This window comes from Pseudomonas sp. Pseusp10, assembly GCF_059492225.1.
Map to the genome: position 1 here is coordinate 4,205,147 of NZ_CP168528.1, position 25,964 is coordinate 4,231,110.

At 60.8% G+C, this 25,964-nt stretch carries 23 protein-coding genes; 11 read left to right on the plus strand and 12 right to left on the minus strand.

Annotation, left to right across the window (positions count from 1 at the left end; translation table 11 throughout):
* Window positions 1-12 precede the first annotated feature (12 nt).
* From pepN to ACEN8Z_RS18900, 6 genes are read right to left on the minus strand one after another with little or no spacing between them, the layout of a single operon-like run.
* A complete protein-coding gene (gene pepN, locus ACEN8Z_RS18875; protein WP_495595237.1) occupies window positions 13-2,670 on the minus strand; it encodes an aminopeptidase N in 2,658 nt (885 codons plus the stop codon).
* Window positions 2,671-2,680: 10 nt separating this feature from the next.
* Entirely contained in the window at window positions 2,681-3,511 is an 831-nt protein-coding gene (locus ACEN8Z_RS18880) for a DUF2797 domain-containing protein (RefSeq protein ID WP_442096565.1), read from the minus strand.
* Window positions 3,508-3,768, minus strand: a complete 261-nt coding sequence (locus ACEN8Z_RS18885; protein ID WP_007988613.1) for a YeaC family protein — start codon at window positions 3,766-3,768, stop codon at window positions 3,508-3,510. The genes ACEN8Z_RS18880 and ACEN8Z_RS18885 overlap by 4 nt, the downstream gene beginning before the upstream one ends.
* Window positions 3,769-3,799: 31 nt before the next feature.
* On the minus strand, window positions 3,800-4,669 hold the full coding sequence (locus ACEN8Z_RS18890; RefSeq protein WP_495595238.1) for a rhomboid family intramembrane serine protease: 870 nt from the start codon (window positions 4,667-4,669) through the stop codon (window positions 3,800-3,802).
* Window positions 4,666-5,640 (minus strand): metallophosphoesterase, encoded by a 975-nt coding sequence (locus ACEN8Z_RS18895; protein WP_495598160.1) that lies wholly within the window; start codon window positions 5,638-5,640, stop codon window positions 4,666-4,668. Before ACEN8Z_RS18895 ends, ACEN8Z_RS18890 begins: the two co-directional genes overlap by 4 nt.
* Window positions 5,637-6,527, minus strand: coding sequence for an NAD(+) kinase (locus tag ACEN8Z_RS18900; RefSeq protein WP_034146463.1), 891 nt, complete (start codon window positions 6,525-6,527; stop codon window positions 5,637-5,639). The genes ACEN8Z_RS18895 and ACEN8Z_RS18900 overlap by 4 nt, the downstream gene beginning before the upstream one ends.
* Window positions 6,528-6,644: 117 nt before the next feature.
* On the opposite strand from ACEN8Z_RS18900, the gene ACEN8Z_RS18905 reads away from it, so the two are divergent.
* On the plus strand, window positions 6,645-7,595 hold the full coding sequence (locus ACEN8Z_RS18905; protein ID WP_495595239.1) for a DUF1853 family protein: 951 nt from the start codon (window positions 6,645-6,647) through the stop codon (window positions 7,593-7,595).
* 184 nt (window positions 7,596-7,779) lie between these two features.
* Here the strand turns inward: ACEN8Z_RS18905 and ACEN8Z_RS18910 are convergent, their stop codons facing one another.
* Complete coding sequence (locus tag ACEN8Z_RS18910) at window positions 7,780-8,340, minus strand: NADPH-dependent FMN reductase (RefSeq protein ID WP_495595240.1); 561 nt, start codon at window positions 8,338-8,340, stop codon at window positions 7,780-7,782.
* Window positions 8,341-8,515: 175 nt separating this feature from the next.
* Here ACEN8Z_RS18910 and ACEN8Z_RS18915 point away from each other — a divergent pair, with 175 nt between their 5' ends.
* Complete coding sequence (locus tag ACEN8Z_RS18915) at window positions 8,516-8,743, plus strand: hypothetical protein (RefSeq protein ID WP_007996370.1); 228 nt, start codon at window positions 8,516-8,518, stop codon at window positions 8,741-8,743.
* Between the two features lie 88 nt (window positions 8,744-8,831).
* Window positions 8,832-9,725, plus strand: coding sequence for a LysR substrate-binding domain-containing protein (locus ACEN8Z_RS18920; RefSeq protein WP_108229434.1), 894 nt, complete (start codon window positions 8,832-8,834; stop codon window positions 9,723-9,725).
* Here ACEN8Z_RS18920 and ACEN8Z_RS18925 read toward each other — a convergent pair.
* The 5 genes from ACEN8Z_RS18925 to ACEN8Z_RS18945 all read right to left on the minus strand — a co-directional run bounded on the left by ACEN8Z_RS18925 (window position 9,691) and on the right by ACEN8Z_RS18945 (window position 15,060).
* Window positions 9,691-10,305, minus strand: a complete 615-nt coding sequence (locus tag ACEN8Z_RS18925) for a GNAT family N-acetyltransferase (RefSeq protein ID WP_442096560.1) — start codon at window positions 10,303-10,305, stop codon at window positions 9,691-9,693. The genes ACEN8Z_RS18920 and ACEN8Z_RS18925 overlap by 35 nt on opposite strands.
* Window positions 10,306-10,319: 14 nt before the next feature.
* Window positions 10,320-12,575 carry an Orn/Lys/Arg family decarboxylase gene (locus tag ACEN8Z_RS18930; protein WP_495595241.1) on the minus strand — a complete coding sequence of 752 codons (2,256 nt, stop codon included), beginning with the start codon at window positions 12,573-12,575 and terminating at the stop codon, window positions 10,320-10,322.
* Between the two features lie 228 nt (window positions 12,576-12,803).
* Window positions 12,804-13,562, minus strand: a complete 759-nt coding sequence (gene dnaQ / locus ACEN8Z_RS18935; protein ID WP_007996376.1) for a DNA polymerase III subunit epsilon — start codon at window positions 13,560-13,562, stop codon at window positions 12,804-12,806.
* A 194-nt stretch (window positions 13,563-13,756) separates the two neighbouring features.
* Window positions 13,757-14,209, minus strand: coding sequence for a ribonuclease HI (gene rnhA / locus ACEN8Z_RS18940; RefSeq protein WP_007988455.1), 453 nt, complete (start codon window positions 14,207-14,209; stop codon window positions 13,757-13,759).
* Window positions 14,210-14,301: 92 nt separating this feature from the next.
* Window positions 14,302-15,060: a methyltransferase domain-containing protein gene (locus ACEN8Z_RS18945; protein ID WP_007996379.1), complete on the minus strand. Its 759-nt coding sequence runs from the start codon at window positions 15,058-15,060 to the stop codon at window positions 14,302-14,304.
* Between the two features lie 65 nt (window positions 15,061-15,125).
* Between ACEN8Z_RS18945 and gloB the strand changes: the two genes are divergently transcribed.
* The 8 genes from gloB to fabI all read left to right on the plus strand — a co-directional run bounded on the left by gloB (window position 15,126) and on the right by fabI (window position 25,884).
* Window positions 15,126-15,893: a hydroxyacylglutathione hydrolase gene (gene gloB, locus ACEN8Z_RS18950; protein WP_495598161.1), complete on the plus strand. Its 768-nt coding sequence runs from the start codon at window positions 15,126-15,128 to the stop codon at window positions 15,891-15,893.
* Between the two features lie 99 nt (window positions 15,894-15,992).
* Entirely contained in the window at window positions 15,993-17,423 is a 1,431-nt protein-coding gene (locus ACEN8Z_RS18955; protein WP_495595242.1) for a transglycosylase SLT domain-containing protein, read from the plus strand.
* Window positions 17,424-17,700: 277 nt separating this feature from the next.
* Complete coding sequence (locus ACEN8Z_RS18960; RefSeq protein ID WP_495598162.1) at window positions 17,701-19,521, plus strand: extracellular solute-binding protein; 1,821 nt, start codon at window positions 17,701-17,703, stop codon at window positions 19,519-19,521.
* Window positions 19,518-21,359, plus strand: a complete 1,842-nt coding sequence (locus ACEN8Z_RS18965; RefSeq protein ID WP_495595243.1) for an extracellular solute-binding protein — start codon at window positions 19,518-19,520, stop codon at window positions 21,357-21,359. The genes ACEN8Z_RS18960 and ACEN8Z_RS18965 overlap by 4 nt, the downstream gene beginning before the upstream one ends.
* A 4-nt stretch (window positions 21,360-21,363) precedes the next feature.
* Window positions 21,364-22,437 (plus strand): microcin C ABC transporter permease YejB, encoded by a 1,074-nt coding sequence (locus ACEN8Z_RS18970; protein WP_007999324.1) that lies wholly within the window; start codon window positions 21,364-21,366, stop codon window positions 22,435-22,437.
* Between the two features lies 1 nt (window position 22,438).
* On the plus strand, window positions 22,439-23,458 hold the full coding sequence (locus ACEN8Z_RS18975) for an ABC transporter permease (protein WP_007979115.1): 1,020 nt from the start codon (window positions 22,439-22,441) through the stop codon (window positions 23,456-23,458).
* A 1-nt stretch (window position 23,459) separates the two neighbouring features.
* A complete protein-coding gene (locus tag ACEN8Z_RS18980; protein ID WP_007999320.1) occupies window positions 23,460-25,070 on the plus strand; it encodes an ABC transporter ATP-binding protein in 1,611 nt (536 codons plus the stop codon).
* Window positions 25,071-25,089: 19 nt separating this feature from the next.
* A complete protein-coding gene (fabI, locus tag ACEN8Z_RS18985) occupies window positions 25,090-25,884 on the plus strand; it encodes an enoyl-ACP reductase FabI (RefSeq protein WP_150754704.1) in 795 nt (264 codons plus the stop codon).
* Window positions 25,885-25,964: the final 80 nt, after the last annotated feature.

Consider the following 25,964-nt stretch of genomic DNA (forward strand, 5'->3'; position numbering starts at 1 on the left):
GCGGCATCAGGATCAAGCCAGGCTTTTGCTGACCACCTCAAACACATCACTGGACAACTGCCCCGAAGCCCGAATCCGCTCCAGCTCCCCCTTCATCAAAGCCTGACGAGCACCGTCATACTTGCGCCAGCGAGTCAAAGGCGCCAACTGGCGAGAAGCGATCTGCGGATTGAAACCGTTCAGCTCAATCACCAGATCCGCCAGGAAGCGATACCCCGAACCATCCGCCGCATGGAAGTTGATCAGGTTCTGCCCGGCAAACGCACCGACCAGTGCCCGCACCTTGTTCGGGTTCTTGATGTTGAACGCCGGGTGCTGCATCAACGCCTTGACCCGTGCAAGCCCTCCCGGCAACACGCTGCCGGCCTGGACGCTGAACCACTGATCCATGACCAGCGGGTTGTCCTTGAAGTGCTCGGCGAAACTGGCCAGCGCCTTGGCTTTCTCTGCTTCGAACGGCGAATTGACCAACACGGCGAGTGCAGTCAGGCGCTCGGTCATGTTGTCGCACGCGTCGAACTGCTCCAGCGTCGCCGCCAGAACCTCTGGCTTGCCGCTGAGCATCAGGTACGACAGCGCGATGTTCTGCAGGGCACGACGGGCGAAATGCTCGGCTTCGGCCACATACAGCGTCTGCTTCGACGATTCGCGATTGGCCTGATAACGCAGCCACAGGCCATCGAACAACGCATCGGCCAGTTGCTTGCGGGCAAACTCACGGGCCGTGTGAATGGCTTCGACATCCGCCACTTCGCTGATTTCGGTCAGGTACGCTTCGCTTGGCAGCGAGAGCATTTCGGCGACCATGGCCTGATCCAGCGACTCGTCCGAGAGCACCGTGCGCAGCGCCGACACCAGACGTTGATCGAGCACCAGTGCTTCGCCCTTCTGCTGCTGGGCGATCAATTCTTGCAGCACCTGCACCGACAGTTGCTGGCCGGCATCCCAGCGGTTGAAGCCGTCGCTGTCGTGCTGCATCAGGAACATCAACTGGTCGCGGTTGTACGGGAAGCTCAGTTTCACCGGCGCCGAGAAGCCACGCAGCAACGATGGCAGCGGTTGTTCAGCGATGTCGACGAAGGTGAAGGTCTGCTCGGCTTCGGTCACGGAAATGACCCGCGAAGTGCCTTGTGCAGTGGCTTCACCGGACAGACGCAGGGCAATCGCTGCCCCTTTGGCATCCAGCAGCCCCAGCTCGACCGGGATCACGAACGGCAGTTTTTCAACCTTGTCCGGGGTTTCCGGACAGCTCTGGCGGAAGGTCAGGCTGTAGGTTTTCGCCGCGGCGTCGTAGGACTCGCTCACCGCCAGACGCGGTGTCCCGGCCTGGCTGTACCAGCGTTTGAACTGGGTCAGGTCGACGCCATTGGCATCTTCCATGGCCTTGATGAAGTCATCGCAGGTCACGGCCTGGCCGTCATGGCGTTCGAAGTACAGGTCGCTGCCTTTGCGGAAGCCTTCGGCGCCGAGCAGGGTGTGGATCATGCCGACCACTTCCGAGCCCTTTTCGTACACGGTCAGGGTGTAGAAGTTGGAAATCTCGATGAAGCTGTCCGGGCGCACGGCGTGGGCCATGGGGCCGGCGTCTTCGGCGAACTGATGGGTGCGCAGGTACGCCACGTCCTGGATGCGCTTGACCGTGGCCGAGTTCATGTCCGAGGAGAAACCGGCATCGCGGAACACGGTGAAGCCTTCCTTGAGCGACAACTGGAACCAGTCGCGGCAGGTCACGCGGTTGCCCGACCAGTTGTGGAAGTATTCGTGGGCAACGATGGCCTCGACCCGCTGGTGCGCGGCGTCGGTGGCGGTTTCGGCCTTGGCCAGCACGGCGCTGGAGTTGAAGATGTTGAGACCCTTGTTCTCCATGGCACCCATGTTGAAGTCATTCACGGCGACGATCATGAAGATGTCCAGGTCGTACTCGCGACCGTAGACCTCTTCGTCCCAGCGCATGGACTTCTTCAGGCTGTTCATGGCGTGCTGGCATTTGTCGATGTTTTCCGGCTCGACGTAAATGCGCAGCGCCACGTTGCGCTCGCTCATGGTGGTGAAGCTGTCCTCGACGCACCACAGGTCACCGGCCACCAGCGCGAACAGGTACGCCGGTTTCTTGAACGGGTCTTCCCAGGTCGCCCAGTGCCGGCCATCTTCGCCGGGGCCGGAAGCGATCGGGTTGCCGTTGGACAGCAGCACCGGGTAGCTGTGTTGTTCCGCGACCACCGTGGTGGTGAACGTGCTCATGACGTCCGGGCGGTCGAGGTAATAGGTGATCTTGCGAAAGCCTTCGGCCTCGCACTGGGTGCAGAACATCGTGCCGGACTTGTACAGGCCTTCCAGCGCGGTGTTGGTTTCCGGGTGGATCCTGACGCTGGTGTCGACCGTGAAGGTAGCGCTGGTCGGGTGCAGGGTCAGGTGATTCTCGGTTAACTGGTAGTCGGCGGCGCTCAACTCACGGTCGGCCAGGGTCACCGACAGCAGTTCCAGCTGCTGGCCGTCCAGCACCAGCGGTGGCAGGCCCGGGCCACGCTCGGGGTTGCGGCGCATCACCAGTTGCGCATGGACCAGACTGTGGTCCTCGTACAACTCGAAGGTCAGGTGTGTTTCGTCGATCAGGTACTCGGGCGCCTGATAGTCCTTCAGGTAAATCATCTTCGGTTGTTCGGTGCGCATGCTGGAGTCCTTACTGATGCACGGCGAGCTGGTAAGCCGTGTATTTACGAATATTGATCACGCCGGTATCGAAGATCAGGTATTGGCCCTTGACCCCCATCAGCGTCCCTTCGGCAATCGGGTTCTTGTCCAGGTTGAAGCTGACAATCTTCGCCGGGTACTGCTCGACCGGGTAGCGGATTTCCAGCGGCTCGACACCGGTAACGGTCTGGATCGCCTGCAAGCCAAATCGCTCCTGCAATCCCAGCAGGCCTTCAGCGCAGCTGTCGAACAGTTGATCGCGAACCTCGGCCAGGTTCACCGCCACCGCATCGCCCTTGAGTAAAGCACGCCAGTTGGTCTTGTCGGCTACCTGGCTACGGAACAGGTCCTCGACGAAACCGGACTGCTGGCGGGTCGATACGCGCATGATCGGCAAGGCCTGGCTCGCACCCTGGTCGAGCCAGCGGGTCGGCAACTGGGTGGCACGGGTAATCCCGACTTTCACCCCCGACGAATTGGCCAGGTACACCACGTGATCGGTCATGCAGAACTTCTCGCCCCACTCCGGTTCACGGCACGTACCGGCGTCGTAGTGGCAGCGCTCCGGGCTCATGATGCAGACGTCGCACTGGGCCAGTTTGGTCATGCACGGGTAGCAGTAACCCTGGCTGAAACTGGTCTTGGTCTTGCGCCCGCAATGGATGCAGTGGATTGCACCCAGGTATTCCAGGCGCACCGTGGTACCGATCAACGGATTGACCGGGACCTCGGTTTCGCCCAGACGCAAAGCATATTGCACGTTCGACCCGTCAAGGCGTGCCGACATTTTGCTGATTGCACCGCGGCCAATCTCGATCAATGGATGGCATCCGACTTGAACAGGATGTTCGGCACTTCGATCGACTTCGAGGCGCATTCCTGCGGCCCCATGTAGCCGGTACGCTGGTCCTCGGGCAGGTTCTGGATTTCCCAGGCGATCATCGCCTGCAGCGACAGCTCCCGTTGTTCGGCGGTGAGTTTGCCACCGTCGGACCATTTGCCGATTTCCACCGCCAGTTTCAGGCTCTCGTAGATATCGGAGGTGATGTTCTTGATCATTTCGTTAAAAGAGGACATTGGGTCTCCGTCTCTTTATTGCATATCTGAATTAGGCGGCCAGTTTACGGCGGTTATACAAACCGCCCAACAAACCGGTGAAGCATCCGATGAGTAACCCGCTGACGTGAGCCGCGTTGGCGATTTCGCCGAAGCCGATCATCGAGACCAGCCCGGACAGGCACAGCAGCAACCACACCAGCATCATCACCAGCACGCCACGCGGCAGGCGATAAGCCGGGTTCGGCGCCAGCAGCTGGAAAATCCAGCAATGCCCGAGCAGGCCGTACAGTACGCCGGACAAACCGCCGAACAAGGTCGGGCCGCTGAAGTAATACTGGGCGTAGTTGGACACCAGGCTGAACAGCAAGGTCAGGCCGATCAGGTTGATACTGCCCTGGCGCGACTCGATGCGCCGCCCCAGCTCCCAATACCACATGCCGTTCATCGCCAGGTGCAGGATGCCGAAGTGGATCAGCATCGGCGTGAACAGGCGCCACCACTGCCCCGCCGCCAGGCTGTCGGCCAGCGGCGTGAAGTGAAGGTATTCGCCGACCACGCGGAACTCGAGGAAGGTCAGCCAGCGCATCGTTTCAAGGTTGTCGCCCAGCATGGTCACCGCGCCAACAATCAGGCTCAGCAGCAGCACCAGCGCGGTGGCCCTGGCGTATTTCAATTGCTCGACGAACCCCGGACGCGTGATGGCCTGCGCCACCGGAATGTCCAGCTGTTGGTCGGGGTCACCCGCCGGAAAGCGTTCGTACAGCGCACGCACGTCTTCACTGATGTTGTCCGGCACCCACAGCACTTGCTCGCCAGCTTCTTCGCTGACCCGATGGGGCACCTGCATGCGCTTGAGCAGGGTGACGAACCCGCTCAAGTCCACCGCCAGGGGTAGACGCAATACCGCTACAGCACTCATTGCAGCACCTCCGGCCGCTCGACATCGACCCAGACGAATTTTTGCGGATCCAGGCGGGTTTCCTGATCCAGTCGATAGGCAACCAGCTTGCCGTAGAGCACCGCGCTGTAATCCAGACAGGCCAGGTTCGGCCGGATCGGTGCCGGTTTGCCGCTGCGCCAGTAGTGGCCGACGAACAACAGCGGCTCATCGATGCCATAGCGCAGCAAACTGTTCTTTTCGCTGGACGTCAGCGGCGTCCGGGCCACGGGTTCCGGCAGTGCATCCGGCTGGAACACGATGTCGCCGTAGGTTTTCGGATCGTCTTCCCAGAACTTGGTCCGGAAGAACGAACGTACCAGCCCATCGCCGCTGGTCATGGTCAGGCCATGGGGCAAGCGCATGTCCGTGCCGCGCAGCAGGCGATCGAATACGGTGCAGGCAAAGGAGCCCGACTCCGCCGACGCCTGAAGAAAATGCTCGTCAACACGACCGTCGGGGAACAACGCCCGCAGCGGCTCGATCAGCCCGGCATCCCAACAGGCATGGACCACGCGAAACCGCCCGGCATCGACGAACAATGGCAACTGGTAGAACCATTGCTGGAAGTCGTGCCAGTCACCCGGATGGTGTTCGAACTGGGTCAGGGTTTCGTGCAACAGGCGGGCATGGCGCGGCGTGTGCTCGCGCACGAACTGCTTGCCGCTGCCGGGCAGCGCCGGCGTACTCCAGCCCAGCGCGTTGAATTCATGGTTGCCCATGATGCACAGCGCCTGACCGGTCTCGACCATGTCGTGGACGATATGCAGCGCCTCGCGAATCCGCGGGCCGCGGTCGATGATATCGCCGACGAACACCGCCATGCGCGACGCGTGCCGCCAGACGCCACCCTGCTTGTGATAACCGAGTCGGTCGAGCAAGTGCTCCAGGGTCAGAGCGCAACCGTGCACGTCACCGATAAGGTCGTAGCTACGCGCGGGATCGAGCATCAGTCGCCTCCACCCCCCAACTTGCTGCCCCAGCCGAGCTTGGTCCGGCAGACTTCGTAGTAGTTGTGGTCGAGCGGGTGAATCAGCCGCAACTTCTGGGCTTTTTTACTGACGGTAATGGTGTCGCCCGGCGCGCAGGTAAAGTGGTTCTGCCCGTCACACGAGACTTGCGGGTAAATCTGCATATCCTTGGACACGACGATTTTCAGCTCACTGTTGCCATCGACCACGATGGGTCTACCCGATAAGGTATGGGGGTACATCGGCACAATCACAATAGCATCGAGCTTGGGATGCATGATCGGTCCGCCGGCGGACAGCGCATAGGCGGTGGAACCGGTCGGCGTGGCGACGATCAGGCCGTCGGCCTTCTGGCTGCAGACGAACTGGCCATCGATGTACAGCTCGAATTCGATCATCCGGGTCGATTTGCCTGGATGCAGCACCACATCGTTAAGTGCATCGCCCTGGCCGATGGCCTCGGCGTGGCGACGAACTTCGGCCTGTAGCAGGAAGCGGTTTTCCACCAGATAGTGGCCATCCAGCACTTCGGCGACTTTGACCTCCAGCTCATCGGGGCGTATGTCGGTGAGGAAGCCCAGGCTGCCGCGGTTGATGCCGAGCACCGGAATATTGTGCTTGGCCAGCGCCCGGGCGGCACCGAGCAGACTGCCGTCACCGCCGACCACAATAACCATGTCGCAGACTTCGCCGAGCATCTTGCGCGACGAGGTTTGCAGGCCGTGCCCTGGCAGCACTTCGGCGATGGTGTCTTCGAGGATCACGTGCAGGTGACGATCGAGCAGAAACCGTTTCAGTCGGCGGACGGTATCCAGCACCTGGGAACTGCCCAGGCGACCGATGATGCCGATATTGCGAAATTGCTCCATGGGGCTCCTGCGGGGATCTGCGTGGCGGCGAAAACCACGATTATGGGCGAAAGCCGCCCGTAGACAAAATCCTTTCAGCTTCAAGGGTGTGCCCGGGTTTCGGGCTATGCTCGCAAGATGATGCTATTTCCGGATTTGCTCCACCTGCCCCATCAGTTACGCCATCCCGAAGTGCGTGACCTGGCGTGGGTCATCCTCGCCCCGCCCATGCTGGGCGATACCCCGTGGCCGCAGCGTCACCCGTTGGCCGGCAGCGACTGGGTGCAGGCACCGCAACGGCTGGAACATTGGCTGCGCCAGCTGGATCGGGACAGTTATGGGTTGCTGCACTGGCTGGCCCAGGCACGGACCCGGCGCCTGGGCTTGTACTACGAACGCCTCTGGCAATTCGCTGTGCAGCATGCGCCAGGCATTGAACTGATTGCTGCCAACATGCCGATTCGCCGCGAAGGGCACACCCTGGGTGAACTGGACATGCTGCTGCGCGACCGCGACGGCGTGCATCACCTGGAATTGGCGATCAAGCTCTACCTCGGCCCGCAATCCGGCGACGGGCACGACACCGCCCAGTGGCTGGGACCGGGGTGCCACGACCGGCTCGACCGCAAACTGGCACACCTGAGCCAGCATCAATTGCCGATTTCCGCACGCCCCGAGAGCCGTGAGGTGCTGGCTGCGCTGGACATCCATGCGTTCAGCGCGCATTTGTGGCTGGGAGGGTATTTGCTATATCCGTGGCCCGGACAGGCCGCCCCGCCATCGGGTGCCCATCCGCAGCATTTGCGAGGTCGCTGGTTGCATCAAAAGGATTGGCCGGCGTTGTTGGCCCAGAGCCCTCCGGGGCGTTGGCAACCCCTGCCCCGCCACGCCTGGCTGGCGCCGGCGCATTATTCGCCGGAGCACACCTGGAATCCTGAACAGATGCAGGCGTGGCTCAATGACCTGGACCCGCTGGCGCCGGCACAATTACTGGTGCGCCTGACGGAAAATGCCAGCGGCGACTGGGAAGAGGCCGAGCGATTGTTTCTGGTGGCGGACCGTTGGCCGAATGTGCCGGGACAGGGTTGAGTCTTGCATTGCCTGACCCGCCCCCTTCGCGAGCAAGCCCGCTCCCACATTGGGCCTCAGCCGAACACAAGTCTTGTATCCACTGAAGATCCCTGTGGGAGCGGGCTTGCTCGCGAAGGGGTCAACCCGGTCTAAAGAGATAACCACCCAGCGCTTCGCAGGACTAAGCGCTGGCCAATGAACATCAGAGTTTCTTGTGCTGTTCGACCCATTGCCCATAAGCATTGATGAAACGCTGCAAGAACGGCTTGATCGACTCGGACAACTTGCCCGCCTCGTCGAACGCCGAACCGGCGTTCCCCAGATAGGCCTCCGGTTGCTGCATCATCGGCACATTGAGAAACACCATGGATTGACGCAGGTTGTGGTTGGCACCAAACCCGCCGACAGCCCCCGGCGAAGCACTGATAACGGCTCCCGGCTTACCGCTCCATGCACTTTTGCCATACGGGCGCGAGCCCACGTCAATCGCGTTTTTCAACGGCGCCGGCACCGAACGGTTGTATTCCGGGGTCACGAACAACACCGCGTCGGATGAGCTCACCTGTTGTCGGAAAGTACTGTAGGCTGCCGGCGGTGAAGCGCCATCGATGTCTTCGTTATAGAGCGGCAGATCGCCAATTTCGACGATGTTGAGCTTGAGATTGGCCGGAGCCAGTTCTATCAGGGCCCGTGCGACTTTGCGGTTGATCGATTCCTTTCTCAAGCTGCCGACCAGCACGGCGATCGTATAGACGTTGCTCATGGGAGTTTCTCGACTGTCCGATATGGAGAGCTTGTAGTTATAGATGACGATTCAGGCAGCGGGCGACTGAAAATACCCTCCCTGACTATTTTTTTCCTGTAGGAAAACTTACCTCGCCCAAGCACGGTCTACAGTGCCGCAAATTGAGTGATTTATCTCCAGAGGTTCTAAGCAGATGGCAGCAGTACTCGTCGGTCAGTTCCATGCAAGAGACGCGGAAGGCCGTATTTATTCGGTGCACGAGTTCCAGGATTCCACCCCGGCGGCAGATGGTTCAGGGCCTGTCACCACTTACAAGCTGGCCATTGGCGACCGCCTCAACAAGGTCGACGACAATGAATTTCTGTTGGTGCAAACCGGCATTACCATTACTCGCGAACCGCAAACCGCCAGCGTTTCATAACTCGTCGTTATGAGCAGAAGTCATATGCGCGGACTTGGGGTAGGATTCAGCCACTGACTCCTCCACCTGCTGAACATGGACTTCACGCATGCGCTTACGCCATATCGAAGTGATCCAGGCGCTCCTGCAGACCGGTCACCTGGGCACCGCCGCCGAATGGCTGCAGTTGCCGGTGGCCGAAGTCGAGCGTTTGCTGCGCGACGCCGAGGATCAGTTGGGTTTCATGTTGTTCGCCAGCGTGCGCGGACGATTGCAGGCCACCCGCGAAGCGCGGGAATTGCAGGTGGAAATTGTCCGGGTCTACGATGCGCTTGAACCCGTACAGCGCCTGGCCAACAGCCTCAGGCAATACCTGGCGGCGCCGCTGCGCATCATCTGCACGCCGCCTCTGGCTAACCAATTATTGCCACACAGCATCGCCGCCCTGCGCCGACGCCTGCCCGACGCGCCTTGCACACTGCTGAGCCAGCCCACTCGCGACATCGTCAGAAGCCTGCTGCTGCGTGAAAGCGACCTGGGCCTGAGCCTGCATGACCCCGATCACGCCGACCTCGATTGTCAGGTGATTGCCCAGGGCAAACTTCAGTTGCTCGCGCCCCACGGCTGGCTGCAACCGAAACAGAAATACATTTCACTGCAGGATCTGGCCGGCCAATCGATGATTGGCCTGGAAGGGCACGACCCGCTGAGCCCGGCGCTGGAAAACAAACTGCACGGCTTGCGTCCTGCTCCGGTGATTCAGACCCGGGTCCAGACGCATCAGATGATGCGCAGCATGGTCGAGGCCGGCGAAGGCCTGGCCATCGTCGACCCCTTCACCGCCCTCGGCGCCAAAGCCTCGGGACTGGACGCCTGCCCACTGGCGCCAGCGGTTCCGATCAGTCTTTACGCCCTGACCCTGAAAAACGCCGAACCTTCACCAGCCGTTCAGACCTTGTTGGCCATCATCACGGAACAAGCCGTGGCGATGCTGACGAACTGAACGGGTTTTCCAGCGGGTTTTCGAACAGTCGATACCAGAACAGCGCCACTTCAGCGGTGTTCGGATCAATGCCGCGATAGCGCAGGTGGTCGATCCCGCCAATCACGTAACCACAGCGCTCATAGAGCCGGCAGGCCCCCAGGTTGTTGTTCTGGGTTTCGAGCATGATGCCCGGGAGCTTTTTCTTGCGGCTCCAGAATTGCGCCACATCCAGCAGGGCCTTGGCCACGCCATGCCCTCGGGCCGGTGCGTGCACCGCCAGTTCGTCGATATGGGCAAAGCCGTTCCAGTTGGTGCTGACCACCAGGTGCCCCACGGGCTGGTCATCCAGATACGCCATGAAAATCGCGCTGTCGGCGCCATCGCGAAAGCTGATGAATTCCTCGGGGTCGATGCCGTAACACTTGCGATAAGGCGTGATCGGGGTGACCGGCCACTGTGCTACCGGTTTGCCGATTTCGGCCGCACCGTAGGCCGCGACTTCAAAACTGAAATCACTGCCCCAGATGTAGGCGGCAAAACCTTCATCGGCAACCCGTACCGACAACCCTGGGTAATTCGGATTTATAACCGGCTGCATACTGGGAAAGGTCCTCACTCCTTGATGCAATCGACGGTGTAGCACCGTCCACTGCCCTGATCTTCGTGTTGCAATCCGTGCACATCAGCAACGAACCCCGGGAAACTGCTATCGAACGTGCGGGCAAACGACAGGTAATCGATGATCGAGCGGGTCGACTCGGTAAAGCGCTCACCCGGCATGATCAATGGAATGCCGGGCGGGTACGGCACCAGCATCACCGCGGCGATCCGCCCGTTCAGCGCATCGATCGACACGGCTTCGACTTCACCCCGCACCAATTGATCATAGGCGTCCGCCGGCTTCATCGCGACTTCCGGCAGTACGGTGTACATGCGTTTGAGGTGCCTGGCGGTGGCATTGCTGCGATAACAGGCATGCAACTGATCGCACAGATCACGCAGCCCCATGCCCTGATAGCGCGCGACATTCTCTTGCGCCACGCAAGGCAGGCAACTGACCAGGCTGACGTTAGCGTCGTAGCTGCGCTTGAACTCCAGCAATTCAGTGAGCAGCGTGCTCCACTTGCCCTTGGTGATGCCCATCGAGAACAGCACCAGGAACGAATACAGCCCGGTCTTCTCGACCACCAGGCCACGCTCCCAAAGGAACTTGCTGACCACCGCCGCCGGAATCCCGCGCTCGCTGAGGGCGCCACCAGCCGTCAACCCAGGCATCACCAGCGTGACCTTGATCGGGTCGAGCAGTACATAATCGTCGGTCACGCCGCCAAAGCCGTGCCAGTCTGCATCGGGTTGCAGCAACCAGTCCTCGGTGACGACCCGCTCGATGCCTTCCGCCGACGGCGGTTGCCAGATCGAAAACCACCAGTCATCAGCGGCAATGTGCTGGCGCAAATTGGCCAGCGCCCGGCGAAAACTCAGGGCTTCGTCGAACATTTCCTGCAACAGCGAACGCCCGGCCGGTCCTTCCATCATCGCGGAAGCCACATCCAGCGAGGCGATGATGCCGTACTGCGGCGAGGTCGAGATGTGCATCATGAACGCTTCGTTGAAGCGATCCCGGTCCAGTTGCCGGGCGCCGCCATCGCGCACGTGAATCATCGACGCCTGACTAAAGGCCGCCAGCAACTTGTGGGTGGAATGGGTGGTGAACACCAGCGGGCTGTCTTCATCACGGGACGTGCCCATACCGTAGCGCCCGGCAAAAAATTCATGAAACGCCGCGTAGGCGTACCAGGCCTCGTCGAAGTGCAATACCTCGACGCTATTGCCCAGTTGTTGCCTGATCAGCTCGGCGTTGTAGCAGAGCCCGTCATATGTCGAATTGGTCACCACCGCGAGCTTGACCTTCGGTGAACGCCCCTTGGTCAGCGGACTGGCGTCGATCTTGGCCTGGATCGATTCGCGGCTGAACTCACTCAGGGGAATCGGGCCGATGATCCCCAGTTCATTACGTTCCGGACACAAGTACAACGGGATCGCGCCGGTCATGATGATCGAGTGCAGCACCGACTTGTGGCAATTGCGATCCACCAGCACCAGGTCATCGCGAGCGACCACCGAGTGCCAGACAATCTTGTTGGCCGTAGACGTGCCATTGATCACGAAAAAGGTGTGATCGGCGCCGAAATTGCGTGCTGCACGGGCCTCGGCTTCAGCCAGGGGGCCCGTGTGATCGAGCAATGAACCGAGTTCCGGCACCGACACCGAAAGATCCGAGCGCAGGGTGTTTTCCCCGAAAAACTGATGGAACGCCTGCCCGACCGGACTTTTGTGATACGCCACGCCACCGCCGTGACCGGGGGTGTGCCAGGAATAGTTGGAGTCCGCCGTGTGTTGCACCAACGCCTTGAAAAACGGCGGCAGCAGGCCATCGAGGTATTTGCGTGCGGCGCGGGCCACCTGCCGGGCGAGAAAGGGCACGGTGTCCTCAAACAGATAAAGAATGCCGCGCAACTGATTGAGTTCGGCCATGGCGTCGGCGGGCGCGTTTTCCAGGGTCACTTTTTCGCCCAAGGCGAAGATCGGCAGATCCGGCGCACGCACCCGTGCCAGCCCGATCAGTTCGGCCATGTTTTGCAACAGATGGGAGTGGGTGCTGGCGTCTTCAGACGCAATCAACATGCAGGACAGGCCATGGTAGGTCGACGCCACCAGTCGTCCTTCGGTGTAGTCCACCGCCGAAACGACGCTGAATCCTTCCTGCTCCAGCTCCCGGGCAATCCCCCGCACGCGGTCGCCGGCGACGCTGTCGGCCTTGATGTCGCGATGGACAATCAGGACCGGGAATTTCAAATCTTTATACATTTGGCTCAGTGTCCTGAGGCGGCAGACCAGAGCCTGCCAGTCACCTCAGGGTAGAGTGTTGCAGCGGATGTGGCGAGGGGGCTTGCCCCCGTCCGGCTGCGAAGCAGTCGTAATTACTGCAAACGTCATTTGCCTGAATAAACACGGGACCGCTTCGCGCTCCAACGGGGCGGTGCGGCGTTCCGACAAGCCCCCTCGCCACAAAAGCAGTGTCTGCCAAATAGGGTGTTATGCCTGCGCTTCAGCCTCGGCCAACTGCAACCACAACGCCGGAGCGCCAGCGGATTTGCTGATGATTTCCAGGCGCGCCGCGTGGCGGGCCAGGTCGTCTTCGCTGGCGCGGATGATGCGCGTCGGCTGGCGGTCCGCCGGCAAACGACGAATCTCGGTGGCCGAGTTGTCCGCCCCTTCCCCCGAGCCATTGCCATCGGAGGCGTTGCCGGCCAGGGACAGACTGGTCTGCCCCCCGGTCATGGTCAGGTAGACGTCGGCGAGAATCTCGGAGTCGAGCAAGGCGCCGTGCAGCTCACGGCCGGAGTTGTCGACGCCATAGCGTTTGCACAAGGCATCGAGGCTGTTGCGCTGCCCTGGGTGACGTTCCCGGGCCATCATCAGAGTGTCGAGGATCGAGCAGTGCTGCGTGATGTCCGCGCGGTCCTGCTGGCCCATCAGGGCGAATTCGTTGTTGATGAAGCCAACGTCGAACGCCGCGTTATGGATGATCAGCTGCGCACCCTTGATGAACTCGAAGAACTCTTCGGCCACCTCGGCAAAACGCGGCTTGCCCACGAGGAATTCGTTGGTGATGCCGTGGACGCCGATGGCGCCCTCGTCACTTTCGCGATCGGGTTGCAGGTACACGTGAAAGTGCCGGCCCGTCAGGCGTCGGCCGATCAGCTCGACACAACCGATTTCGATAATCCGGTGGCCGTCGGTCACCGGCATGCCGGTGGTTTCGGTGTCGAGTACAACGGATCTGGTGGCCATCAGTGCTCAGCTCTCAATCGGTCAATCGTGCAAAAGCGGCGATGTTAACACGCCCGCCGGGGTCTTTCAGATACACCGAGTCGCTGCCTTCGCGAGCAAGCCCGCTCCCACAAGGGATCTGTGGCGTATGGAGATCAATGTGGGAGCGAGCTTGCTCGCGATTGCTGCAACACGGTGTATCGGTGGAGCCTAAATCAGTCCTGCTTGTACCCACGCACTTCATCCACGCCACGGTTGGCCAACTGGTCGGCCCGTTCGTTGCCGTGATGGCCAATGTGCCCGCGTACCCACTTCCAGGTGACCTTGTGGCGGTTGACCTGCTCGTCGAGCAATTTCCACAGGTCAGCGTTTTTCACCGGCTCTTTCGCTGCGGTTTTCCAGCCGCGCTTCTTCCAGTTGTCCATCCACTCGTTGATGCCTTTCATCACGTACTGGGAGTCGGTCACCAGCAGCACGTCGCAGGGACGCTTGAGTTCTTCAAGGCCACGGATCGCGCCCATCAGCTCCATACGGTTGTTGGTGGTGTTGGCTTCGCCGCCCCAGAGTTCCTTTTCAACGCCCTTGCACACCAGCAGTGCGCCCCAGCCGCCAGGACCAGGATTGCCCTTGCAGGCGCCGTCGGTGAACAGTTCTACGCTATCGCTCATGCCAATCTATCCAGAAAATGCGCTGGCCCGCCGATCGCTGATCGACGACGCCCGAAGCCGGGACAAGCCCGGCCGCAAATAAAAAGTGTGTATTACGGTTCGATGTTGCGACGGTTGACCTTGGCCATCGGCAAAGGGATCAACTTGCCCATCGGCTCGCGACGTTCCTGACGGACCGGTCGCAAGCCCACCACGATCTTGCGCGCCACCAGCAAATAGAAGCCGCCGCCCGACAGCTGCCAGTCACCGGCCTTGCGTTCCCAACCGGCCAGGCGGGCCTGCCATGCCGGTGACGCAAGCGGCGGACGATAGCACCCGAAGCGGCGTTTCTCCAGCGCGAAACCCAGCAGGTTCAGCCAGTCCGCGACCCGTGATGGCGAAATGCAGCGCGCCTTGCGCAGCGCATCCTGGGCAAACACATGCCGCAGGCCCCAACTGCTCCAGGGATTGATGCCGATGATCAGCAGATGCCCGCCGGGGCGAACGCTACTTGCCGCTTCACGGAGCAATCCGTGGGGCGACAGGCAGAAATCCAGGCCATGCTGCAGCACCACCACATCGGCAGCATGCTCGCTCAGCGGCCAGGCCTGTTCCTCACAGACGATCTCGACCCCCGGCAATGGCGCGCCCAAGCGCACATTGCGCTGCACCTGCGGCGCTGACGGAGGGGGCTGGGCCGAAGGACCGTAATGCACCAGATAGCCACCAAAGAACCGCCCGAGCTCGTCTTCGAGCATGCGCCGCTCTTCGTCCAGCAGAAATTGCCCGAGGGGACCGGCCAGCCAATCGCGGGCCGCGCTGATCAACGCCAGCCAATCAGGATCAGCCTGTGCGAACGCTTTATCAGTCATTGCATTCTCCAACGCGCCAGGAAGTTCTAAGATGCGCCATTGATTTCCGTTTGGCGAATCCGACGATGATACAGATCACTGCCCTGCCCGCCTTCACCGACAACTACATCTGGCTGTTACAAGACCACGGCAGCAAGCGCTGCGCGGTCGTCGACCCGGGTGATGCCGCCCCCGTACAAGCCTGGCTGGCGGCCAATCCGGACTGGGTACTGAGTGATATTCTGATCACTCATCACCATCATGACCATGTCGGCGGCGTCGAACAGCTGAAGAAAGCGACGGACGCAAAGGTCTATGGCCCGGCCAGCGAAAAAATCCCGGCGCGGGACGTTGCGCTCAAAGACAACGACAAGGTCAATGTGCTCGGCTGGGACTTCGACGTCATCGCGGTCCCTGGCCACACCCTGGGGCATATCGCCTATTACCATCACGGGTTGCTGTTCTGCGGCGACACACTGTTTGCCGCCGGCTGCGGACGGCTGTTTGAAGGTACGCCACAGCAAATGTACAGCTCGCTGACACGCCTCGCTGCGTTGCCGGAAGACACGCTGGTCTACTGCACCCACGAATACACCCTCGGCAATCTGAAGTTTGCGGCGGCCGTCGAACCGAACAATCCGGACACCGCCGAGCGTCTGGCCAAAGTCACCCGACTACGCGAATCCGCAATCATGACGCTGCCGTCGACACTGGCGCTGGAAAAGCTCACAAACCCGTTCTTGCGCGCCGGTGAAACATCCGTTAAAGAAAAAGCGGACGAACGGACCGGCACCGATAACTCGGCGCCCGATATGGTTTTTGCTGCTCTTCGAGCCTGGAAGGACAAGTTCTAAAGGGATCGCTCAAGGTTGCAACAATTCTGAAAGGTTGACCGCGCAGGGTGTGCTTTCTAGAATCGCCCGACATTTTTGCCCGGAACTTACTTCCAGCCAATGTCGTCACCTATTCGCAAAGCCATCAGTTCAGACGCATTGACCCGCTTGGCTCAAGCCATCGCGGTGGCTGTGTCCGCCACCCTGGCGGGCTGTTCCAGCCATGCGCCGCAGACCGATGCGGCGCACACGCCGAACATCGCCGCGCGCGCCAAGCAAAAGCCGATCTGGCTCAGCGAAAAACCCAGCCCGCAAATTCCACAGGATGTCTGGGAGCGCATGCGCCAGGGCTTCCAGTTGCAGGACGGGCTAGGTGTCAACCCGCGAATCGAGCAACAGCGCCTGTGGTTCGCCAGCAATCCATCCTTCCTCGAAAACGCCGGCGAACGTGGCAGCCTCTACATTCACTACATCGTCGAACGCCTTGAAGAGCGCAACATGCCGCTGGAGCTGGCACTGCTGCCAGTGATTGAAAGTGCCTACAACCCGATGGCCTATTCCCGGGCCGACGCGGTGGGTCTTTGGCAATTCATCCCGTCCACCGGGCGTTACTTCAACCTGCGTCAAACCCGTTTCTATGATGGCCGTCGCGACATCACCGCGTCGACCACCGCCGCGATGGACTACTTGAGCCGCCTGCACGACATGTTCAACGGCGACTGGTTACTGGCCCTTGCGGCCTACAACGCCGGCGAAGGCACCGTCAGCCGGGCCATCGAGCGCAACGAGCGTCTCGGCCTGCCGACCGACTACTGGAACCTGCCGCTCCCCTCCGAAACCCAGGCCTACGTGCCCAAGCTGCTGGCACTGTCGCAAGTGGTGATGGCGCCGGAAGCCTACGGCGTGAACCTCAACCCGATCGCCAACGAGCCCTATTTCCAGGTCGTCGAAATCAACCAGCGCATGGACCTGTCCAAGGTCGCTGAAGTCGCCAACATCGACGAAGACGAACTGTTCCAGCTCAACCCGGCCTTCAAGCAGCGCACCACCATCGACGGCCCGCAGCACCTTCTCGTCCCGACCTCCAAGGCGCAACTGCTGACCAGCAGCCTGCAGACCATGCGCCCTGAAGAATTGATCAGCAAAAAATCGCTCAAACCGGTCTTCGAAGGTGCCGACGACACTCAGGTCGCCAGCGTCAAGCGTTCCTACCGGGTCAAACGGGGTGACAACCTCGGCTCCATCGCCAAGGCCAACGACGTTGACGTGAAGGACCTGCAACGCTGGAACAAACTGACCGGCAAGAACCTCAAGCCCGGCCAGACCCTGGTCATGCAGGACAACAGCAAACGCAGCTCCGGGCGCGTCAACACCGTGATTGCAGCGAACACCAGGAAGCAGCAGACCACGTACAAGGTCCAGCAAGGCGACTCGCTGTACATCGTGGCCAAGCGTTTCAACGTCGAGATGCAGCATCTGAAGCGCTGGAACCCGCGTGTCGGCCAGGCACTGAAGCCTGGTCAGATGTTGACGGTGGCCAATCCGCATTAAAAAACAGCCTCTGACTTCAGGGGCTTTTTTATGTCTGCGCAGTTTTTGTGGGCAGTGCAAAAACCTGTGGGAGCGCGCTTGCTCGCGATGGCGGCGTATCAGTTTGCATTGATGGCGACTGACACGCCGCCATCGCGAGCAAGCTCGCTCCCACAGGGATTGCGACCCGCCGATATTGCGCATTAAGCCCCCGTCTTTTTCCTGTCCATACAAGCTGTTACTGTACGGTCCACAAAGCCCAAGCCGCCTGGATCGGATCCCCTATTTGAAGCGCCCCCTGCCCCTGCTCCTGATCAGCCTGGCCTTGAGCTCCACCGCAAGCGCGACGATCAGCGAAAGCCATGGTTATGCGCAGTTCGGCACGCTCAAGTACCCGGCCCGATTTACCCACTTCGACTGGGTCAACCCGCAAGCGCCCAAGGGCGGTACGTTGCGGGTGATGGCGTTTGGCACGTTCGACACGCTCAACCCTTACACCTTCAAGGGCACCAGCCCCGTCACCACACCGAACTTCCTGCAATACGGCATCAACGAGCTCAACGAACCGCTGATGGTCGGTACCGGCCAGTACGCACCGTCCGGTGATGAACCCGCGTCCAGTTATGGCCTGATCGCGCAGTCGGTGGAATACAACGAGGACCGCAGTTGGGTGGTGTTCAACCTGCGTCCCGAAGCGCGCTTCCATGACGGCACGCCGATCACCGCTTACGACGTCGCGTTCTCCTACCGCCTGCTGCTCAAGGAAGGCCATCCGCTATACCGCACCAGCCTTCAGGAGGTGCTGCGGGTCGATATCCTCAATCCGCAGCGCATCCGTTTTGTGTTCAAGCGCGCCGGCAATCCGCTGCTGATCCTGCGCCTGGGCGAAATGCCGGTGCTGGCGCAGCACTACTGGAAAGGTCGCGACTTCAAGGCCACCACCTTCGAGCCGCCGCTGGGCAGCGGGCCGTATCACATCACCTCGGTCACACCGGGACGGCAGATCGTCTTCGAACGGGTCAAGGATTACTGGGGCAAGGACCTGCCGGTCAATCGCGGCAAGTACAACTTCGACCGCATGGAAGTCGAGTTCTACCGCGACAGCGACGTGGCGTTCGAGGCGTTCAAGGCCGGTGAATTCGACATCTATATCGAGCATCAGGCGAAAAACTGGGACACCGGCTACGACTTCCCCGCCATACGCCGTGGTGACGTGATCAAGGCGCAAATTGCGCATCAGATCCCGACCCAGACCCAGGGCCTGTTCATGAACAGCCGCCGTCCGACATTCTCGGACGCCAGGGTCCGTGAAGCGCTGGGGCTGATGTTCAACTTTGAATGGACCAACCGCACGCTGTTCGGCGGCGCCTACCAACGTGCCATGAGCTACTACCCCAACAGCGAGTTCTCGGCCAGCGGTTTGCCGGTCGGGCATGAATGGCTGTTGCTCAAGCCCTATCGCGAGCAACTGCCGGCCAGGCTCTTTACCGAGCCGTTCAGCCTGCCGCAGACCGACGGCCGTGGCATTCCCCGGGAGACCCTGCGCAAAGCCCTCGGCCTGCTCGCCGAAGCCGGCTGGAAGCTCAATGGCCAGCGCCTGCAAAACACCGCAGGGCAACCCTTGCGACTGGAACTGCTGCTGGTCAACCCGAACCTGGAACGCATCCTCCAGCCTTACGTCGAGACCCTGGCCAGCATCGGCATCGATGCGCGGCTGCGCACGGTCGATCGCGCGCAATACAAGCAGCGCCTCGACCAGTTCGATTTCGACATGATTCTGATGACCCTCAACCAGACGCTCAGCCCGGGCCTGGAACAATGGCAGTACTTTCACTCCAGCCAGGCCGGGGTCAAGGGCAGCAAGAACTACGCTGGTATTGCCAACCCGGTGGTCGACCATTTGCTCGAACAATTGTTGGCCGCCCGGACCCGCGATGAGCAACTCGCCGCCGGCAAGGCCCTCGACCGCGTGCTGCTGTGGCAGCACTACATCGTTCCCAACTGGTACCTCAATTATCACCGCCTGGCGTACCGCAACCGGCTCGCCTTCGTCACCACGCCGCCCTACACCCTGGGCCTTAACGCGTGGTGGCTGAAATCTTCGGAGAAAGATCAATGAAACCCATCCGCACCCTGCTCCTGCAGGCCAGCGGCCTGTTGTTCGCCGGGCTGGCCTGCGCCGCCCCGCAACATGCCGTGACCCTGTACAACGAGCCGCCGAAATACCCGGCCGACTTCAAACACTTCGACTACGTCAATCCGGACGCGCCCAAGGGCGGAATCTTCCGTCAGGCCGGATTCGGCGGCTTTGACAGCCTCAACCCGTTCATCAGCAAGGGTGTGCCGGCGGACGATATCGGCATGATCTACGACACCCTGGCCAAGCAAGGGCTGGACGAGCCGTTCACCGAGTATGGCTTGATCGCCCGACTGATCGAGAAAGCCCCGGACAACGGTTGGGTACGCTTCTACCTGCGCCCCGAAGCACGTTTTCACGACGGCCACCCGATACGTGCCGAAGACGTGGTGTTCAGCTTCCAGATGCTGACCAGGGACGGTGCGCCGATGTATCGCGGCTACTACAACGACGTGGCGGAAGCGGTCGCCGAAGACCCGCTGACCGTACTGTTCAAGTTCAAGCACACCAACAACCGCGAGTTGCCGCTGATACTCGGCCAGTTGCCGGTGCTGCCCAAGCATTGGTGGGCCGACCGCGACTTCAACAAGGGCAACCTGGAAATCCCGTTGGGCAGTGGCCCGTACAAGGTCAGTGAAGTGAAGGCCGGACGCTCGGTGCGTTACGAGCGGGTCAAGGACTACTGGGGCAAGGACCTGCCGGTCAATCGGGGGTTCTACAACTTCGACGTGATGACCACCGACTACTACCGCGACAACACCGTGGCCCTGGAAGCGCTCAAGGCCGGGCAGTTCGACTACTGGCTGGAAATGACCGCGAAGAACTGGGCCAACGCCTACAATGTTCCGGCGGTTACCGAAGGCCGACTGGTCAAGGAACAGATTCCCAACGGCAATCCGACTGGCATGCAAGGGTTCGTGTTCAATTTGCGTCGCCCGGTGTTCCAGGATGTGCGCGTCCGCCAGGCCTTGTCGCTGTTGCTGGACTTCGAATGGACCAACAAGCAACTGTTCAACGGCGCCTATGTGCGCACCCGCAGTTACTTCGAGAACTCGGAAATGGCCGCCACCGGCCTGCCCGATGCCGATCAGGTGGCAATCCTCGAGCCGTTGCGCAGCAAGCTGCCGCCACAAGTGTTCAGCGAAGCGTTCCAGAACCCGACCACTGACGGCAGTGGCATGATCCGCGCCCAGCAACGGCAAGCCTATCAACTGCTGCAGGAGGCCGGCTGGCGCATCGTCGATGACAAAATGGTCGACGCCACCGGCAAACCGGTGATCATCGAGTTCCTGCTGGCCCAGACTGAATTCGAACGGGTGCTGTTGCCGTTCAAGCGCAACCTGAGCGACCTGGGCATCGATCTGGTGATTCGCCGGGTCGACGTCTCGCAATACATCAACCGTGTGCGTTCCCGGGACTTCGACATGATCGTCGGCAGCTTCCCGCAGTCCAACTCGCCAGGGAACGAACAACGGGAATTCTGGATGTCCGCCGCCGCCGACAAACCCGGCAGCCGCAATTCCATGGGTCTGAAAGATCCAGTGGTCGATCAACTGGTCGAGCAACTGATCAACGCCGATTCGCGCAACAGCCTGGTGGCCCACGCCCGTGCACTGGACCGCGTTCTGCAATGGGGCTATTACGTAATACCCAACTGGCACATCAAGACCTGGCGCGTGGCGTACTGGAACCACATCGGCCATCCAAAGGTCTCGCCTAAATACGACATCGGCACGGCCACCTGGTGGGTCAAGCCCGACATCAAGCCGGCGATAGAAGTCGAAACCACACTGCAGGCCGCTCCTGCGGGCACGGAGTAATCAGATGCTGGCGTATATTTTTCGGCGACTGCTGCTGATCATTCCGACCCTGTTCGGCATCTTGCTGATCAACTTCGTGATCATCCAGGCCGCCCCGGGCGGGCCAGTGGAGCAGATGATCGCCAAGCTCGAAGGCTTCGAAGGCGCCACCAGCCGCATCGCCGGCGGCGGTGCCGAAGTCTCGGTGGCAGGCTCGGCCTATCGCGGCGCCCAGGGCCTGGACCCGGCGCTGATCAAGGAAATCGAACACATGTACGGCTTCGACAAGTCGGCGCCGGAACGCTTGTGGATCATGGTCAAGAACTATGCGTCCCTGGATTTCGGCGACAGCTTCTTCCGCGATGCCAAGGTCATCGACCTGATCAAGGAAAAGATGCCGGTCTCGATCTCCCTTGGGCTGTGGAGCACGCTGATCATGTACCTGGTGTCGATCCCGCTGGGGATCGCCAAGGCCAAGCGGCACGGCAGCCACTTCGACGTCTGGACCAGTTCGGCGATCATCGTCGGCTACGCGATCCCGGCGTTCCTGTTCGCCATCCTGTTGATCGTGGTGTTCGCCGGCGGCAGTTACCTGGACTGGTTCCCCTTGCGCGGGCTGACCTCGAACAACTTCGATGAACTGAGCATGGGCGGCAAAATCCTCGATTACTTCTGGCACCTGGCGCTGCCGGTGACCGCGCTGGTGATCGGCAACTTCGCGACCATGACCCTGCTGACCAAAAACAGCTTCCTCGACGAAATCAACAAACAGTACGTGATCACCGCCAAGGCCAAGGGCCTGACCAATCATCGAGTGCTGTACGGCCATGTGTTCCGCAACGCCATGTTGCTGGTGATCGCCGGTTTCCCCTCAGCCCTCATCGGAATTTTCTTCACCGGTTCGTTGCTGGTGGAGGTGATCTTTTCCCTCGACGGCCTCGGCCTGATGAGTTTCGAGGCAGCGATCAACCGCGATTACCCGGTGGTGTTCGGCACGCTGTTCATTTTCACCTTGCTGGGGCTGGTGGTGAAACTGATCGGCGACCTCACCTACACCTTTGTCGATCCGCGCATCGACTTCGAAAGCCGGGAGCATTGAGATGAACCTGTCCCCTCTCAATCGCCGGCGCTTCGAACTGTTCAAGGCCAACAAGCGTGGCTGGTGGTCGCTGTGGCTGTTCCTGATCCTGTTCGGCGCCAGCCTCGGCGCCGAGCTGATCGCCAACGACAAGCCGCTGGCGGTGCATTACGACAACAACTGGTACTTCCCGGCGCTCAAGCGCTACCCGGAAACCACCTTCGGCGGCGAATTTCCGCTGGAAGCCAATTACAAGAGTCCGTACATCCGCGAACTGCTCAAGGCCAAGGACGCCTGGGTGCTGTGGGCACCGATCCCCTACAGCTACCAGAGCATCAACTACGACCTGAAAGTCCCGGCCCCGGCCCCGCCCTCGACGGACAACCTGCTGGGCACCGACGATCAGGGCCGCGATGTGTTGGCCCGGGTGATCTACGGCTTCCGCATTTCGGTACTGTTCGCCCTGACCCTGACCGTACTCAGCTCGATCATCGGCGTGATCGCCGGCGCCTTGCAGGGTTTCTACGGTGGCTGGGTGGATCTGGCCGGGCAGCGGTTTCTGGAGATCTGGTCCGGACTGCCGGTGCTGTACCTGCTGATCATCCTCGCCAGTTTCGTGCAGCCCAACTTCTGGTGGCTGCTGGGGATCATGTTGCTGTTCTCGTGGATGAGCCTGGTGGACGTGGTACGCGCCGAGTTCCTGCGCGGGCGCAACCTGGAATACGTGCGCGCCGCCCGCGCCCTGGGCATGCAGAACGGCGCGATCATGTTCCGCCATATCCTGCCCAACGCGATGGTCTCGACCATGACCTTCATGCCGTTCATCCTCACCGGCGCCATCGGTACATTGACCGCCCTGGACTTCCTCGGTTTCGGCCTGCCGGCGGGCAGCCCGTCCCTGGGTGAACTGGTGGCCCAGGGCAAGTCCAACCTGCAAGCACCATGGCTGGGCATCAGCGCCTTTGCCGTGCTGGCCTTGATGTTGAGTTTGCTGGTGTTCATCGGCGAGTCCGCTCGCGATGCCTTCGACCCGAGGAAGTGAAATGAATCAGCATAATCTGATCGAAGTGCGCGACCTGTCCGTCGATTTTGTCGTCGGCAATCGCTGCCAGCGGGCGGTCGAAGGCATCAGCTTCGACATCAAGCGCGGCGAAACCCTGGCCCTGGTCGGCGAGAGCGGTTCCGGCAAATCGGTAACCGCACACTCGATCCTGCGCCTGCTGCCCTACCCGCTCGCCCGGCACCCGTCCGGCACCATCGAGTATTCGGGGCAGAACCTGCTGGACCTGAAAGAAAAAACCATCCGCCACATACGCGGCAACCGGATTGCGATGATCTTCCAGGAGCCGATGACCTCGCTCAATCCACTGCACTCGATCGAGAAACAAATCAATGAAGTGCTGAACATCCACAAGGGCCTGACCGGCAAGGTCGCGACCAAACGCACCCTGGAACTGCTGGAGATGGTCGGCATCCCCGATCCGCACAAGCGCCTCAAGGCCCTGCCCCACGAATTGTCCGGTGGCCAGCGCCAACGGGTGATGATCGCCATGGCCCTGGCCAACGAGCCGGAACTGCTGATCGCCGACGAGCCGACCACCGCGCTGGACGTGACCGTTCAGCTGAAAATCCTCGAATTGCTCAAGGAATTACAGGCCCGTTTGGGCATGGCGCTGCTGCTGATCAGCCACGATTTGAACCTTGTGCGAAGAATTGCGCACCGCGTATGTGTCATGCAGCAAGGTTGCATCGTCGAACAGGCATCGTGCGAAGAACTGTTCCGCGCGCCGCAGCATCCGTACACTCGGGAACTGTTGGCAGCGGAGCCCGGCGGCAAGCCTGCAAGCAACGTGATCGGCCCGCCATTGCTGGCGGTCGAGGACTTGAAAGTCTGGTTTCCGATCAAGAAAGGCTTGCTCAAGCGCACAGTGGATTACGTCAAGGCGGTCGACGGCATCAACTTCAGCCTGCCCCAGGGTCAGACCCTGGGGATTGTGGGTGAAAGCGGTTCCGGCAAATCGACGCTGGGTTTGGCGATTTTGCGGTTGATCGCCAGCAAAGGTGCCATCCGCTTTGAAGACCAGCAGTTAGAATGCCTGACGCAGCAACAAGTCAGGCCGCTGCGGCGGGAGATGCAGGTGGTGTTTCAGGACCCGTTCGGCAGCCTGAGCCCACGGATGTGCGTGAGCGAGATCGTTGGCGAAGGCCTGCGGGTCCACAAGATGGGCACCGGGGCGGAACAGGAACAAGCGATCATTGCGGCACTCAAGGAGGTAGGTCTGGATCCGGAAACCCGGAACCGCTACCCCCACGAATTTTCCGGCGGGCAACGGCAGAGAATCGCCATTGCCCGGGCATTGGTGTTAAAACCGGCGTTGATTTTGCTGGACGAGCCGACTTCGGCCCTCGACCGCACGGTACAACGCCAGGTAGTGGAGCTTTTGCGTTCGCTGCAAACCAAGTACAACCTGACGTATCTGTTTATCAGCCATGACCTGGCTGTGGTGAAAGCGCTGAGCCACCAGTTGATGGTGGTCAAGCATGGCCAAGTGGTCGAACAGGGAGACGCGCAAAGCATTTTTGCCGCCCCCCAACATCCGTATACACAGCAGTTGCTGGAAGCCGCTTTTTTGGCTCCGGCCACTGCGCAATAACCTGAAAGAGGAGCAACACATGGGTTTTCTCGCCGGTAAGCGCGTACTGATCGTCGGTGTCGCCAGCAAGCTGTCCATCGCATCCGGCATCGCTGCCGCCATGCATCGCGAGGGCGCTGAGCTTGCCTTCACTTATCAGAACGACAAACTCAAGGGTCGTGTCGAAGAGTTCGCACAAGGCTGGGGCTCGAGCCCTGAGCTGTGCTTCCCGTGCGACGTGGCCAGCGATGAAGAAATCGCCAAGGTCTTCGAAGCGCTGAGCAAGAAGTGGGACGGCCTGGACTGCATCGTGCACTCCGTCGGCTTCGCACCTGGCGACCAACTGGACGGCGACTTCACCGAAGCCACCACCCGTGAAGGTTTCCGCATCGCTCACGACATCAGCGCCTACAGCTTCGTGGCCCTGGCCAAGGCTGGCCGCGAAATGATGAAAGGCCGCAACGGCAGCCTGCTGACCCTGTCGTACCTGGGCGCCGAGCGCACCATGCCGAACTACAACGTGATGGGCATGGCCAAGGCTTCCCTGGAAGCCGGCGTACGTTACCTGGCCGGCTCCCTGGGCCCGGACGGTACTCGCGTCAACTGTGTATCGGCTGGCCCGATCCGCACTCTCGCCGCCTCCGGCATCAAAAACTTCCGCAAGATGCTGGCCGCCAACGAAGCGCAAACTCCGCTGCGCCGCAACGTCACCATCGAAGAAGTCGGCAACGCCGGCGCCTTCCTGTGCTCGGACCTGGCGTCCGGCATCAGCGGTGAAATCATGTACGTGGACGGTGGCTTCAACACCACGGCCATGGGCAGCCTCGAAGAGTAATCTTCGGTCAGCCAAAAAACCCGCCTGTTCAGGCGGGTTTTTTTATACACGCGATTCCCCCACCGATGCCGTCCCCCTGT